This window comes from Mesorhizobium sp. WSM4819 (assembly GCF_055811215.1).
This window is the reverse complement of record NZ_JBVVQO010000031.1, coordinates 17,214-30,810: the sequence shown is the minus strand read 5'-3', so window position 1 is coordinate 30,810 and position 13,597 is coordinate 17,214. Positions and strand designations below refer to the sequence as shown.

Below are 13,597 nucleotides of genomic sequence, written 5' to 3'. Positions count from 1 at the left end.
ATTGTTTATAACGCCAACGCTCCTGCGCCTCGATTACAGGGTCGCCAGCATGAGGACGTCATGACCAATCCGGCAGCCGGATCCTGGACGGCATTGATCGACGACATTCTGGACGGGCGCTGGACCAACCCTGAGACCGGTGAAAAGGCGGTGGTGCCGTATGACCGGATTGTCATCGAAGAAAGCCTCGACGGGCGGGCGGCCGATCTGGTTTCGGAACTCGATCTGGGGGAGCGGTTCACGGTCGTTGCGGATGCCGCCACCTATGAGGCGCTTGGCCAACGCGTTGCGCGCGAACTGAAGACGCTCGGCCCCGTCGATGTGGTGATCCTGGATCATCCGCATGCCGACATGGCCAATGTCGAAAGCCTCGCCGTCAAACTCGCCGATGCGGATGCCGTGGTCGCGGTCGGTTCCGGCACCATCAACGATCTCTGCAAGTTCGTCACCGGCAGGAATGAGCGGCGCTATTGCGTGTTCGGGACGGCCGGTTCGATGAACGGCTACACATCGACGACTGCGTCCATCACACTGGAAAGCGGCCTGAAGGTATCGCTGCCTTCCCACGCCCCATCAGGCTTTTTCGTCGATCTTGGCGTCTCCGCTGCCGCCCCGACCTATCTGTCTGCGGCGGGGTTCGGTGACTGCCTTTGCCGCTCGGTCGCCCAGATCGACTGGTGGATGTCGCACCGCCTGCTTGGCACTGCCTACCATCAGGTCCCTTTTCTCATCCAGGAAAAGGATGAGACGGCGCTCAACAAGCGTGCCGGAAATCTTGCCGAACACGATATCGAGGCCAATGGCTACCTCTATCGCGTGCTGACGCTCTGCGGTCTCGGAATTTCCTTCACCGGCGTCTCCAATCACGGTTCCATGGGCGAGCATCAGATATCGCACTACATCGACTGTTTCGCCGGCGAGCGTCACCCCGGCACGCTGCACGGCACCCAGGTCGGCGTCGCTTCGCTCACCATGGCGCGATTGCAGCAAGCAATGCTTGCAAGCGACAAGCCGCCGGTGGTGAAGGCGACGAAGATCGATCCTGACGACATGATCCGTCGCATGGGCCCGGCTGTCGCCGCACAATGTCTCGACGAACTGAAGAAGAAGGCCTTCGACGAGACTGCCGCCGCGGCATTCAACGAGCGGCTGCAGGAGCTCTGGCCGACACTCAGGCAGGAGCTCAAGCAATTCATGGTGCCTGTCGACGAGATGCAGCGCCTGCTGAAATCGACCGGCGGGCCGATTTCAGCGGCCGAATTGGGCACGCCGGCCGATTTCTATCGCGAAGCCGTCGTTCATTGCCGGGAGATGCGCAATCGCTTCTCGTTCCTCGACATTGCTGCGGATGCAGGAATGCTGGAGGATTTTGCGCGTGGGGAAGCCTGACCGGATGCGCGACCTCGCCGAATTCGGACCCGAAACTGCATCGCGCATTCGCGGCGTCTTCTGCGATATCGACGACACCTTGACCACCGAGGGTCGTCTTCCGGCCGACGCCTACCGTGCGCTCGAACGCCTGCACGAGGCGGGCCTTGTCGTTGCTCCCATTACCGGGAGACCGGCAGGCTGGTGCGACATGATTGCCCGGTTCTGGCCGGTCACCGGCGTGGTCGGCGAAAATGGCGCTTTTTACTTCGCTTATGACCAGGCAACGCGAAAGATGATCCGGGTTTTCGCGGCAAGCGCTGACGAACGCCGGGAAAACAGGCGCAGGCTCACCGAGCTGGAAAAGCGCATTGTCCAGGAAGTGCCGGGTTCGGCGGTATCCGCCGACCAGCAATATCGCGAAGCCGACCTGGCCATCGACTTTTGCGAGGATGTTCCGGCGCTGCCGCTGTCCGATGCCAGGCGCATCAAGCAGATTTTCGAGGAGGCCGGCGCTGTCGCCAAGATTTCGTCGATCCATGTGAACGGCTGGTTTGGCCGATACGACAAGCTGGCGATGACGCGCCGCTTTGCAAGCGAGAGGCTGGGAACCGATCTCGATGCTGAAAGGAAGGCCTATGCTTTCGTTGGAGACAGCCCGAACGACGCCCCGATGTTCGGGTTCTTTCCGAACGCGTTCGGGGTCGCGAATGTGGTGGATTTCCAGGGACAGATCGACGCCGAACCCGCTTTCGTCGCCAGGTCGCGGGGTGGCCGCGGCTTCGTCGAGATTGCCGATATGATCCTGGCGAACCGGAGGTCGGGATTGGGCTGATCGGCGGGCGCGAAAATGCGGACTGCAAAAGACGCAAAAAAGGATGTTCTGCAGGCGATGGAACCGAACCAGGGACGGCTTAGGCAAGTGGGCGCGATGCGCCAGGCAACATCGCACGGCAGCTTCGGCTGCCGCCGCAACCCCGGCCGGTCACAGCGAACTCCCCGTCCCCTGATCGGTGATGAGGCCGGTGAAGAATCCCTTTTCCAGGAGCTTGGTCATGATGCCGACCTTGTTCTTTCCGCCGGAAACGAGGATGCGCTTGGGAATGTTCAGCGTGTCGCGAGGATAGACCCCGACAATGCGCTCGTTGACGGGATGGTCGATGAGTTCGGCGTCCCGGTCGAAGAAATAGCCGAGAAAGTTGCCGATCGGCTTCAGTCTCAGGATATCGTCGAATTCCTCGTCGGTCATGTAACCGACGCTCCGCAGCGTCGAACTGGTTGTGCCGCCGACGCTCATCAGCGCAAGGTCGGCGTTCAGCGCCTTCTGGATAACCTCGCGCGCGCTCGGTTGCTGCAGGATCGTCTCACGGCTTTCACGGCTGTCGCAGATGATGGGTCCGGGGAGATAATAGGATTCGGCCTGGGTGCGCTGGGCAAAGACGGCGGCGGCGTCGTATTTGTCGATCGACGACCGGCGCGACAGCGAGCCGAGAAGCGGCACGACGGTAACGTTCCTGAGCGCCACCGGCTCGATGTTGGAAGCGAGCCATCGCATGGTTCGGCCCCACGCCATGGCGACCGTCATGTCGTCCCTGAGCAGCGTCTCGACCGTCTGCGCGGCATAGATGCCGATCACTTCGGAGAGCCCGAGTTCCGACCCGGTGTCATCAGGTGTGACGCTGCATATGTCGAGCCGGTACTTCCGCCTGAGCTGTTCTTCCATTTCGAGCGCCTGGGACGTCCCGGCATTGATGCGGATCGAGACGATGCCGCGCTCCTTCGCCTCGGCCAGCAGCCTGTGGATCTTGGTGCGGTTGATCTGCAGCCGCTCGGCGATGGCCTGCTGCGTTTCGCCCAGCACGAAATACTGATGGGCAACCCGTGCCAGCAGACCGATCGACGTCATGAGGGTCCTCCGATGCTTGTGGCGCACCCATCCGAATGCCGCTGTAGCCGGCCAACAAGTGCTTGCCACAGACAGGGCGACGATATAGCATTTGAACAAATGCACAAGATATGAACATTTGTGCATCGCAAAACGAAGCGGTTCGGGAGGAACGCGTGCGGGTTGCCCAAGCCAGACGTTTGGTCATTTCGGATCACCCGCTGCCCTGGCTGCTGCCGCTGGTGGCGATCCTGCTTGTCTTCACCGTGTATCCTCTCATCTACAACATCTGGCTGAGCTTCCATGAGTTCGTCCCGCGCCGGCGGGCGCTCGAATTCGTCGGAACGGAAAACTGGGTGCAGCTGTGGAACGACACGCGGTTCTGGCAGTCGCTCGTCATCACCTTCACCTATTTCGCCATCGCGCTGATCTTCGAGCTGGTGCTCGGCATGGCGATCGCGCTGCTCCTCGACAGCGACGGCTTCGGTTTCGGATTCCTGCGCGGCGTGCTGACGATGACGCTCGTCATCCCGCCGGCCATTGTCGGCATGATGTATCTGCTGATGGAGGATCCGCAGTTCGGCGTGATCAGCTATCTCCTGCAGTCGATCGGACTGCTCAATTCGAACAACCCCATCCTCGCCACCGCGTCGACCGCGCTTGCCGGCGTTCTCGTCGCGGAAATCTGGCAGTGGACGCCGTTCATGGTGCTCATCTTTCTTGCCGGTCTCAGGGCGCTGCCGCCGGAGCCTTACGAGGCCGCGATGATCGACGGCGCCTCGTCGTTCCAGATCTTCCGGCGCATCACCCTGCCGACGATGTCGAAGGTGATCGCCATCGCCGTGCTGGTCCGCGGCATCGATCTGTTCCGCGTCTTCGACTACGTCTTCGTCATGACCTCCGGCGGGCCGGGAGCGTCGACCTACTCGCTGTCCCTCTATGCATGGCAGCAGACGTTCAGCTTCGTAAAATGGGGCTATGGAGCCACGCTCAGCCTCGTCACCCTGGTGATCATCCTCGTCATTGCCAACCTCTTCATCCGTATCGCCAAGGTGAGGTGGTAGAATGAACGGCTCCTTCTCGACCCGCATGCTTCGCACCATCGCCGCCTGGGTTGTGGTCGCGATCTTCTTCTTTCCGATCTACTACTGGACGTCGGTGGCGTTCAAACACGGCAACGACATCTTCAACCGGCCGCCGAAACTGTTCGCCTTCACGCCGACCTTCGACAATTTCCAGAAGGTGTTCGGGATTTCGCTCGGCAGCGGCGGCATCACCGTGACGCCGGGCGGCGGCAATTTCTACATGGCGCCCCGCGTCTGGGATTCGATTGTCATCGCGACGCTGTCGACCGTGCTCGCTGTCGCCATCGCCACGCTTGCCGCCTATGCCCTGTCGCGCATGAACTTCCGCGGCCGGCACAGTTTCGTCGGCTGGGTGTTGTCGACGCGCATGATGCCGCCCGTCGCGGTCGCGGTGCCGATGTTCTTCATCTACAAGAATTTCGGTCTCATCGACACCTATACCGGCATGGTGCTGATCCACGCGCTGATGAACCTGCCGCTCGCCGTCCTCCTGATGAAGAGCTTCTTCGACGACATTCCTTCCGAGATCGACGAGAGCGCGATCGTCGATGGCGCCAGCCGCTTCATGATTTTTCGCAGGATCGTGCTGCCGATGGCCAAGGGCGGCATCGCCGCCACGGCGGTGCTCTGCTTCATCTTCAGCTGGACCGAATTCCTCTTTGCGCTGACCCTGACCACCACCTCGCTCAAGACCGTGCCAGTCGTCTCGTCGACCTTCGTCACCTCGATCGGCACCGCCTGGGGCAACATGGCCGCGCTTGGCGCTGCCTCCATCATTCCCGCTTTCATCTTCATTCTGTTGGTTCAGAAGCACCTCGTGCGCGGTCTCACGATGGGATCGTTGAAACAATAGATGGGAGGCTCGAATTCGCAGCCTTGAGAAAATCGCGAATTAAACCGGAGGAGTAGACAATGAAAGACAGCATCAGAAAGACGCATCTTGCCTCTGTCACCGACCGCTTCGTTCGCGGACAGATGGACCGCCGCTCGTTTCTTCGCGCAGCAAGCATTCTCGGCCTCGGCGCCGGCGCGCTCGGCATGGGCCTGGGACGACGTCCGTTCTACGGCATCAGCCAGGCATCGGCTCAGGAACAGGAACTGAAGCCCAGCGCCGAAATCACCAAATGGCTCTCGGATGTCGGCAAGCCCTTTGCCGGAACGACGCTCCGTCTCGCCACCGAATCGACACCGCCGTCCAATGCCATCGCCACGCAGCTCAAGCAGTATTTCGAGGAGGCTACCGGCATCAAGGTCGAGATCGAAGTGCTGCCGCTCGAGCAGGTGCTGCAAAAGCTGACCCTTGACGTGGCTTCGAGCCTCGGCACTTACGACCTCTACTATATCGACCAGAGCTGGGCGGCGAGCTTCAGCCAGGACGTCTTCGATCCGCGCGAACAGCTCAAGAACGCCGACCTGGCAATGCCGAACTACAACATCGACGACTTCCTGAAGCCGCTCGTCGACGGTATCGCCATGTACGAGGACCGCATGGTCGGCGTACCCTACGACATCCCGATCTTCATCATGCAGTACCGCAAGGACGTCTGGGACGAGCTCAAGCTGCCGCCTCCGGCGACGCTGGACGATTTGCTGAAGGCGTCTGCGGCGATCACCGACGCCAAGGGCCCGAACATGTACGGCACCAGCGGCCAGATGAAATCGGGCCATTACAGCCTCGAATGCGATTGGACGGCGTGGCTTTGGGGCCATGGCGGTTCGATTTTCGGCCCCGACGGCAAGTTCACCGGCAATGACGACGCCGGCTTGGCCGCCATGGCCTACTGGGACAAGCTCAAGGCGACGATGCCGCCCGGCGTCGACGGCTGGACATGGGATGGCGAGGGCCAGTCGGTCGGCCAGGGCGTCGCCGCCTCGATGCTGTCCTGGGGCGAATTCTTCCCGTTCTTCGACGATCCCAAGGCCTCCAAGGTCTCGGGCTTGATGGAAGCGATGGTTCCGCCGAAACCTGCCGCGACGCTGCGCACCGTCGAGCAGACCGGGTTCGGCGAGATTCCGGGCGTTGGTCACCAGGGCGGCTCTTCGCTCGCGGTATCGAAATACTCGAAGAGCCCGGACGCCGCCTGGATCTTCATGCAGTGGGCGACCTCAGCCGATACCCAGGCGCTGATAACGGTTCTGGGTGGCGGTACCGGACCAACGCGCACCAGCGTCTATGACGATCCGCGCGTGCTGGCCAATGCGCGTGTCGGCGCCGGCACGACCCGCCACTTGCCGGTCGTGCGCGACACCATCGCCAACTACATGGGATCCGAGCCCGACCTGCCGGCATGGGCAGAACTCTCGAGCGACATGATCCCGGTTGCGCTGGGCAAATACTTCGCCGGCCAGTCGGGCTCGGCCAAGGAATCGCTCGACGCCCTGAAAACCCAGGTCGACGATCTCGTCGCCAAGGGCTGAGTCTTCCCCCGGGCTGGCTGCCCGAAGGCCGCCAGCCCGGGGTATCGACAATTTCGATTGAGGAAAGCCATGGCTGGAAAACAGCTCGTAGCAGTGACAGGAGCCAGTTCTGGTATCGGCGAGGCGGTCGCCAAGGCGTTTTCGCGCGCCGGCCACCCTGTTCTGATGATGGCCCGCCGTCTGGAGCGCATGGAGGCACTGAACCTGCCCGACAGCATGGCCCGGCAGGTCGATGTCCGCGACCGCGCCGCGATCGCAGCCGCCGTGAAGGAGGCGGAAGCCGAATACGGACCGGTCGACATGCTGTTTGCCAATGCCGGCATCGCGCGGCTTGCCGACATAGGCCGCCAGCCGCCCGAGGAATGGGACGAGATGATCGACATCAACACCAAAGGCGTGCTGAATTCGGTTCACGCCGTGATGTCGGGCATGATGGAGCGCCGTCATGGAACCCTGTTCATGATGAGTTCGATCGCCGGCCGAAAAGTCTATCCGGACCATACCGTTTACTGCGGGACGAAATTCTTCGTTCACGCCGTGTCGGAATCGCTGCGCGACTATCTTTCCGACTATGACGTCCGCGTCGTCGTGCTTTCGCCCGGGGTGATCGAAACCGAGGTTCTGAGCGGCGTCCTCGATCCGCAGACGCTCGCCAACTACAAGGCCAACAAGCTCAAGATCGGCGGCGGCATCGGCCCGGAGCACGTCGCTGACCTCATGCTGCACACCTACCAGATGCCACAAAACGCTCTCGTGCAGGAAATCGTCATCACGCCGACCAGGCAGAAATACTGACGACCCTGACCTGGGCGTCTGGAGACAGAGAATGGCCACCGTAGAATATAAGAACATCGCCAAGAGTTTCGGCCATGTCGAGGTGATGAAGGACATCTCCTTCGGCATTGCCGACCGCGAATTCGTCGTCCTTCTCGGGCCGTCGGGCTGCGGCAAGACCACGCTCCTGCGCATGACGGCCGGGCTCGAGCGCGTGACCAACGGTGACCTTTTGATCGGCGACAAGCGGGTCAATGACGTTCACCCGCGCGATCGCGACATCGCGATGGTGTTCCAGAACTACGCGCTCTACCCGACAATGAAGGTGTTCGACAATATCGGCTTCAGCCTCGAAGTGGCGAAAGTGCCAAAGGCGGAGATCAGGAAGAAGGTCGAATGGGCGGCGGAAATCCTGAACCTTACGCCCTACCTCGGGCGCTATCCCAAGGAACTGTCGGGTGGCCAGCGCCAACGCGTCGCCATGGGCCGCGCCATGGTGCGCAATGCCGCCGTCTTCCTTTTCGACGAGCCGCTCTCCAATCTCGACGCCAAGCTGCGCACGCATATGCGCGTGGAAATCCGCCAACTCCATAATCGTCTCGGCACCACCACGATCTACGTCACCCATGACCAGATCGAGGCGATGACGATGGCCGACAAGATCGTGCTGATGCACGCCGGCAGGATCATGCAGATCGGCACGCCCGACGAGGTCTATGAGCGCCCGAACTCGAAATATGTCGCTGATTTCATCGGCTCGCCGTCGATGAACTTCATCGCCGGCGCTGTCGAGACCGCAGGCGGCAGCCCTCGCTTCGTCGCCGAAGGCGTGTCGATCGGCCTGTCACCGCAGATCAAGGCAAAACCAGGCCAAAAAGTCATCATGGGCGTGCGGCCACACGATCTCGGCATTTCGGATACAGGTGAGATCAAGGGCGAGGTTGTGCTCTCCGAAACGACCGGCGCCGATGTCCAGATTCATTTGCGCGTGGCCGGATACGACGCCGTCGCCGTGGTGCCGCGTGACGAGCGCCGCAACGCCGGCGCCGCGATCAATCTTTCGGTGCTGCCGGGCAAGGTGCACCTCTTCGATGCAGCCACGGAACTGCGTGTCGCCTGAGATTAGCGACGACGGCGTCGATGCGACCTCGGCAACGACTACGTGTTCGCTGGCACGAAGAAGGGTCAGGCGGTCGGCGAGACGGCGCTCAACGACATGATCACCAAGAACCGCTCGCGCGGCGGTCTGCTGGCCCTGCAGGGCATCGCCACCCAGCATGGGCATGCGCGCCTCGTTCCGCACATGGGCGAAGGAGCACAAGTTCGATAACGATGCCGCCGAGCTTTGCCTTGCGCACGTCGTCGGCACCAAGACCCAGCAGTCCTATGACCGCGCCGAAATGTTTGGGGAGCGCATCAAGATCATGCGGGCTTGGGGCAATTACTGCACGGGCGTTTCGAACGTCGTGCCTCTGCAAGTGGCGGCATGATGAGCACCCCCAAGCGCGAAACGGTCGAGATGCTCGACGTCTACTCGGACGACAACTGGGCGACTGGTCCATCTAGGACCAGGTAGCAAAGAGGTCTGCCCAACAGCGGACGTTGTGTCGGCGGCCAAGTGAGGTATCGTCCAAATCCATCGTCCCGCAACACTGGAAATTCGATACTTAGATCAATGCTTTCATTACCTCGCGTTTGCCGGTTTCTCATCTTTGTCGCGCTGACAATCGTGACCCAGATCGGTGGCCTTGCCTATCTTCTGGCTTTGCTCGCAACCCACGCTTTGGGCACGCGGCGCCTCGCGGCAAAATTTGGGATGTTCATCCTTTTCTACGCCGCTACAGCATTTGCAGCGAGTTTTGTTGCACCGATATTCGGGCGGGTTCCTCTATCCTGCTTTCCAAACGAGAAGGTCCGTCTTGTCGTGAAGTCGCCGATCTATTGCTTGCTCAACCGCAACTACGTGGCGCCGCCCATGCATCATCTCGTCACGGCGCTTGCGGAAGATGTGGACCGCGAATTCCCTGGCACTGCCACAGTCGCACTGGATGGAAACTTCCCCTTTTGGGATGGTTTTCCGCTGCTTCCGCATCTTTCCCATGCCGATGGCAAGAAACTCGATCTCGCATTCTACTATAAGACCCCGCAAGGCAACTTCCTGAATGGCGTAGCAAGGTCCCCGATCGGGTATTTTGCCTTCGAGGAACCGGCGGCGGGCGACGAACAGCCCTGTGAAGGAAGGAACGACTTCATCACTGCGCGATGGGATCTCGAGTGGCTGCAGCCATTCTTTCCCGGCTATCAAATCGAAAAGCGGCGCACGGCGTTTTCCCTCCATTGGCTTTCCACGAAAGGCGTCGAAAGGTTCGGGCTGGATAAGATCTTCGTGGAACCGCATATTAAGAATGCGCTGGGCACCACCGATAGCCAGATCAGGTTTCAGGGATGCCGCGCCGCCCGCCATGACGACCACATTCATATACAGATCAGGTAGTGATGATGGCGGGCAGATGGCAGCGGCAGAGCGCGTGCTATTGGGCTGAGCTGGTCTGGGGAGCACCAAATGTGGAAAAGAGAGCCAACTGAGTTGCAAAAAAGAATTGAACTCCAATTCAAAGAGGACACCCGCGTCGATCCATTACACCCCGTCGAAAGCAGCGAACGTTTGCGGCGGGCGTTCGAGAAATACGGGCTCACTCCAATTCTAAAACGCGGGATCGCTGTCATGTTTGTTCTGATGCTCGGGTTGGTCATTTGGGAAGAGCTCCGTCACTGACGGGCGCGTCCCTTTTTGCCCTCCGTGCGGAACAATGGCACCGGCTGAAAGTTCGGCCCGTGCAGCACCTCCTACGCAGACCTGCTGCGAGATCGGATTGCATCCCTCCGATCCGGTCAGCCCGCGTCCTGCCCCTTTCTCCGCGTGGACGCGGGCTTTACATCCACGGAACCGAAACGATCAAAGTTTATTGAATCGGGTCTGTTGCGTTGGAGTTTGCATGGCCGCGAGGCTGACGTTTATCCCCCCGATAGAGCCCAAGCTGGTCGCCAAGCCGCCCGAGGGTGAAAACTGGATTCACGAAATCAAGCTCGACGGCTACCGTTCCCAGATCGTCATCAACAGCCCCGAGGATATCCGCGTCTATACGAAAACCGGTGCGGACTGGACGAAGAAATATGCAGGGCTCATGGACGCAGCGCGGGAGCTTGATGTCAAGAACGCGATCATCGACGGCGAGGCTATTGTCATCAATGAAGCCGGCCTGTCCGATTTCGGCGCGCTCCAAACAGCCGTCCACAACAACCCCTATGCCATGTATCTCGGTGCCTTCGACATTCCTGCACCTGGACGGCCACGATCTGCGCGACCTCGGCTGCAAGGCACGCCGCGAAATTCTCCATGGCATCATCCAGCCGAACAGCCGGGTTCAGTTCAGCGGGGCCATGCCCGGCGACGCCAAGGCGATCTTCTACCTCGCCGACCAGGCCGGGCTCGAAGGGATCGTTTCGAAGCGCGCTGACAGCAAATACCGCAGCGGCCCAACGACCAACTGGCTGAAGACCAAGAGCTTCACGGAAGATGAGTTCGAACTGCTCGGCGTCAAGCGCGAGCGGGGCAAGGCGGCATTCGCCTATTTGGCCGAGCCGGGCTCCAGGAAGTACCGCGGTTCGGACTTCATCAGCCTGGGCCGAGACATGAAGGATCGGCTGTGGAAGCGTGTCCAGGATCACGCTGGACCGAGGCCAGATGTCATGAAGGAGAAGCCGGAGGCGGAGTGGGTCAAGCTTGGCATAAAGCTGCGTGTCTAACATCTTCGCGGCGACCACGCCCACATACGCCACGCGTCACTGCTGGGCTTCAGTGACGAATAGGCGACCTATTGTACTGCCGGAAGCGGCTCGTGCTCCGGCTGGGCATGATGAAACACCTGCCCCAGCTATGGAGCGAAGTTGCCGGTAATGATTATGAGAAAGAGAGCAACAAATCGGAACACCTCCCAAGCTACCATCAGGCCGAGGCCGATCACCACAGCCCACGCAACCAGATTACCCCAATTCTTTCCGGCCGCAGACGGCTTTTTTTCCCCTTCGGTCATAATCTCGCCCTTTGTTAAGTTTGCCAACGGTTGCCTTTGTCCCCTGGCTGACTGACTGCGGCCTCTATCGAATCATAGATGGGAACACCCAGATTGGTTTCGCGCGGTGCTGACATCTGCGACGTAAGAGTGATTGTTGGCAGCCAGATGATAAGTCATCCCGCCCTCCCTAAAGATAGGCAGAGCGCGCTGCCTCAGCCCCTTAGGCTGAGATAATCAGCCAAAGCCACCGCGTTGTTGTGCAGTTCGTCCTGGGCGCCGTAGAGCAGCGTTACCCGGCCGTTGTCCAGCATGGCGCGCAACTGGCCGACCGCCTCGCTGTTCCTGTCGAGCTCGCCGCGATAGCGCTGCTGGAACTCCATCCAGCGCGTCGGATCGTGGCCGAACCATTTGCGCAATTCATCGCTTGGCGCGACGGTCTTCAGCCACAGTGTCAGCGCGGCGTCTTCCTTGCGGACGCCGCGCGGCCATAGGCGGTCTGTGAGCACCCGCTGCCCATCGCCAGGCGAGGGCGGCTCGTAGATGCGTTTGACCCTGATATCGAGTTTCATTGCCAACTCCGGGGTTGGCCGCCATGTCGTCTTGCTGGCCATGACGTCTTGCTGGCCATGACGGCTTGCTGGCGGCTGCTTACGCCCACTCGCCCTTACGCCCACTCGCCCCCTAAGCCCATTCGCCCTTGCGCATGACCGGCACGCGGCTGCCGTCCTTGCCGACCCCGTCGATGTCGACCTTGTCCGAACCGATCATCCAGTCGATATGGATGAAGCTCTTGTTGCCGCCGCGCGCCGCGATCTCGTCCTGAGTGAGCGAGGCGCCGTCGACAAAGCACTTCGAATAGCACTGGCCGAGCGCGATATGGCAGGCGGCATTCTCGTCGAACAGCGTGTTGAAGAACAGCAGGCCGCTCGCCGCGATCGGCGAGGAATGCGGCACCAGGGCGACCTCGCCGAGCCGGCGTGCGCCTTCATCGGTGTCGAGCACTTTTTTCAGCACATCCTCGCCGCGGCTGGCCCTGGCCTCGACGATGCGACCCTGCTCGAAACGCACCGCAATGCCGTCGATCAGCGTGCCCTGGTACGACAGCGGCTTGGTGCTCGTAACATGGCCTTCGACGCGCCTTGCATGCGGCGTGGTGAAAACCTCCTCGGTCGGGATGTTCGGGTTGCATGTGATGCCGTTCCTGGCGGTCGAGGCGCCGCCCATCCATTCATGGCCGTCGGCCAGACCGACGGTCAGGTCGGTGCCGGGTCCGGTGAAATGCAGCGCATGGAAATTATGGCCGTTCAGCCATTCGGTGCGGCTGCGAAGCGCCGCATTGTGCGCCTTCCAGTTGCCGATCGGGTCGTCGACATCGACCCGTGAGGCGGCAAAGATCGCGTCGGCGAGCTTCGCCACCGCGACGTCGTCGCTATCGCCCGGAAACACCTGCCTGGCCCAGGCCAGGTCGGGATAGGCGACGATGTTCCAGTTGATGTCGAAGCCGGTGATCTTTTCCAGTGCCGGCTGGTAGGCGATCGAGTTCGCCTTGTTGGCGCGCGCCACTTTCGCCGGATCCTGCGCCGACAGCAGCGACGGGTCCTCGCCGCGCACGGCAAGCCGCGCCGCGTTGTTGGCGAAGGCCTTCGCCATGCCCTCATAGAGCCAGCCGGCGGCGTGGTCGAAGCCGGCGTCAGCGCCATGGCGAAAACGTGCCAGCGTCATCTCGTCGTCGTTGAAGATCGGCGTCACCAGGCCGGCGCCGGCCTTATAGGCTTGCTCGACGATCCGTCGCGTCAAAGGCAGCGCTGCGATCGACGATGTCAGCACCAGATCCTGTCCCGGCTGCAATTGCAGCCCGACCTTGATGGCGACTTCCGCCAGCCTGTCGAGCTTCACCGGGTCGATCGTTGCGGCAACGTCGCGCGAATGTGTGGTCATGATCCTGCCTGTCGCGATGTGGGAGTCTGGTTCTTACATAGACCGGTGCCATC

At 61.1% G+C, this 13,597-nt stretch carries 16 protein-coding genes and 1 pseudogene; 13 read left to right on the top strand and 4 right to left on the bottom strand.

Going from position 1 to position 13,597, the window contains the following annotated elements; all coding sequences use genetic code 11:
- Positions 1-60: 60 nt before the first annotated feature.
- Positions 61-1,389, top strand: coding sequence for a sn-glycerol-1-phosphate dehydrogenase (locus tag AC0L18_RS23870; protein ID WP_473494424.1), 1,329 nt, complete (start codon positions 61-63; stop codon positions 1,387-1,389).
- Between the two features lie 4 nt (positions 1,390-1,393).
- Positions 1,394-2,203 carry an HAD-IIB family hydrolase gene (locus tag AC0L18_RS23865; RefSeq protein ID WP_473494466.1) on the top strand — a complete coding sequence of 270 codons (810 nt, stop codon included), beginning with the start codon at positions 1,394-1,396 and terminating at the stop codon, positions 2,201-2,203.
- A 150-nt stretch (positions 2,204-2,353) separates the two neighbouring features.
- Here AC0L18_RS23865 and AC0L18_RS23860 read toward each other — a convergent pair whose 3' ends face one another.
- The gene (locus tag AC0L18_RS23860) at positions 2,354-3,274 is read right to left on the bottom strand and encodes a sugar-binding transcriptional regulator (protein WP_023799422.1); all 921 of its coding nucleotides are present in this window, start codon (positions 3,272-3,274) and stop codon (positions 2,354-2,356) included.
- Between the two features lie 155 nt (positions 3,275-3,429).
- Between AC0L18_RS23860 and AC0L18_RS23855 the strand changes: the two genes are divergently transcribed.
- The 11 genes and pseudogenes from AC0L18_RS23855 (at position 3,430) to AC0L18_RS23805 (ending at position 11,337) form a co-directional block, all read left to right on the top strand.
- A complete protein-coding gene (locus tag AC0L18_RS23855) occupies positions 3,430-4,317 on the top strand; it encodes a carbohydrate ABC transporter permease (protein WP_473494423.1) in 888 nt (295 codons plus the stop codon).
- A gap of 1 nt (position 4,318) precedes the next feature.
- The gene (locus AC0L18_RS23850) at positions 4,319-5,191 is read left to right on the top strand and encodes a carbohydrate ABC transporter permease (RefSeq protein ID WP_023799420.1); all 873 of its coding nucleotides are present in this window, start codon (positions 4,319-4,321) and stop codon (positions 5,189-5,191) included.
- Positions 5,192-5,250: 59 nt separating this feature from the next.
- Positions 5,251-6,756, top strand: coding sequence for an ABC transporter substrate-binding protein (locus AC0L18_RS23845; RefSeq protein WP_128171996.1), 1,506 nt, complete (start codon positions 5,251-5,253; stop codon positions 6,754-6,756).
- Positions 6,757-6,825: 69 nt separating this feature from the next.
- Entirely contained in the window at positions 6,826-7,551 is a 726-nt protein-coding gene (locus AC0L18_RS23840) for an SDR family oxidoreductase (RefSeq protein WP_292161537.1), read from the top strand.
- 31 nt (positions 7,552-7,582) lie between these two features.
- Complete coding sequence (locus tag AC0L18_RS23835) at positions 7,583-8,650, top strand: ABC transporter ATP-binding protein (RefSeq protein WP_473494422.1); 1,068 nt, start codon at positions 7,583-7,585, stop codon at positions 8,648-8,650.
- Between the two features lie 42 nt (positions 8,651-8,692).
- Positions 8,693-8,860: a hypothetical protein gene (locus AC0L18_RS23830; protein WP_473494421.1), complete on the top strand. Its 168-nt coding sequence runs from the start codon at positions 8,693-8,695 to the stop codon at positions 8,858-8,860.
- Positions 8,814-9,020 (top strand): hypothetical protein, encoded by a 207-nt coding sequence (locus AC0L18_RS23825; protein ID WP_473494420.1) that lies wholly within the window; start codon positions 8,814-8,816, stop codon positions 9,018-9,020. Before AC0L18_RS23830 ends, AC0L18_RS23825 begins: the two co-directional genes overlap by 47 nt.
- Before the next feature lie 185 nt (positions 9,021-9,205).
- On the top strand, positions 9,206-10,024 hold the full coding sequence (locus tag AC0L18_RS23820) for a hypothetical protein (protein WP_473494419.1): 819 nt from the start codon (positions 9,206-9,208) through the stop codon (positions 10,022-10,024).
- Positions 10,025-10,093: 69 nt separating this feature from the next.
- Positions 10,094-10,306, top strand: coding sequence for a hypothetical protein (locus AC0L18_RS23815; protein ID WP_473494418.1), 213 nt, complete (start codon positions 10,094-10,096; stop codon positions 10,304-10,306).
- A 34-nt stretch (positions 10,307-10,340) separates the two neighbouring features.
- Positions 10,341-10,763: pseudogene (locus AC0L18_RS23810) on the top strand (DNA ligase-like domain-containing protein); the annotation flags it as partial.
- A gap of 73 nt (positions 10,764-10,836) precedes the next feature.
- Positions 10,837-11,337, top strand: coding sequence for an ATP-dependent DNA ligase (locus AC0L18_RS23805; protein WP_473494417.1), 501 nt, complete (start codon positions 10,837-10,839; stop codon positions 11,335-11,337).
- Between the two features lie 128 nt (positions 11,338-11,465).
- Here AC0L18_RS23805 and AC0L18_RS23800 read toward each other — a convergent pair whose 3' ends face one another.
- From AC0L18_RS23800 to AC0L18_RS23790, 3 genes are all read right to left on the bottom strand, one after another.
- Positions 11,466-11,624, bottom strand: a complete 159-nt coding sequence (locus tag AC0L18_RS23800) for a hypothetical protein (protein ID WP_473494416.1) — start codon at positions 11,622-11,624, stop codon at positions 11,466-11,468.
- A gap of 194 nt (positions 11,625-11,818) precedes the next feature.
- Positions 11,819-12,175, bottom strand: a complete 357-nt coding sequence (locus AC0L18_RS23795; protein WP_473494415.1) for a DUF488 domain-containing protein — start codon at positions 12,173-12,175, stop codon at positions 11,819-11,821.
- 112 nt (positions 12,176-12,287) lie between these two features.
- Positions 12,288-13,544 (bottom strand): aminopeptidase, encoded by a 1,257-nt coding sequence (locus AC0L18_RS23790; protein ID WP_473494414.1) that lies wholly within the window; start codon positions 13,542-13,544, stop codon positions 12,288-12,290.
- Positions 13,545-13,597: the final 53 nt, after the last annotated feature.